This window comes from Silvania confinis, assembly GCF_025564085.1.
Lineage (GTDB): Bacteria > Pseudomonadota > Gammaproteobacteria > Enterobacterales > Enterobacteriaceae > Enterobacter > Enterobacter confinis.
This window is the reverse complement of record NZ_JAMGZJ010000049.1, coordinates 1-656: the sequence shown is the minus strand read 5'-3', so window position 1 is coordinate 656 and position 656 is coordinate 1. Positions and strand designations below refer to the sequence as shown.

General features: G+C 68.0%; 1 protein-coding gene. It reads right to left on the bottom strand.

Going from position 1 to position 656, the window contains the following annotated elements; translation table 11 throughout:
- The coding region (istA, locus tag M8013_RS00220) for an IS21 family transposase (RefSeq protein ID WP_271265835.1) at window positions 1-656 on the bottom strand (656 nt) is incomplete at both ends.

Below are 656 nucleotides of genomic sequence, written 5' to 3'. Positions count from 1 at the left end.
AGCCGCGCCATGATCCAGCGCTCGACCACCTGCACCGCCACCTCGGCCTTGGCCTTGTCCTGAGGCTTGCGTGGCCGTGCCGGCAGGATCACCGTCTGGTAATGACGCGCGCACTCCAGCGTGGCCCGGTTCAGGCCCGGCTCGTAGCGATCCGGCTGGGCGACCAGGGCGCGCGGATTGTCCGGCACAACCATTTCCGGCACGCCGCCAAAGTAGGTCAGAGCCTGGCCCAGCGAGGTCAGCCAGTCCACCTGGGTTTCGCCTGGCGTCGCGCAGGCATAGGTGTAATTCGAGGCGCCCAGGGCGGCGACGAAGATGTGCGCCCGGCGCACTTCGCCGGTGGCCGGGTCGACCACCGGCAGCGTCGGCCCGGCATAGTCGATGAATAGCTTCTCGCCCGCACGGTGCAGCTGACGCATCGAACGTTTGAGCGTCTGGGCGTAGCGCCGGTAGTGCTCGACGAACTGGGTGTAGCGGTAGGTCGGCTGGCCCGCATGCGCGGCGAGATATTCCTCCCACAGCAGCTGCAAGGTCACGCCCTTGCGTCGCAACTCGCGGTGGATGCTCAGCACATCGGGCAGCACTCGCTCACCGCGCGGCTTGTTCGTCGACGTCGGTGCAAACAAGGCGGCCGCCAGCGCGGCCTCGTCCATGGC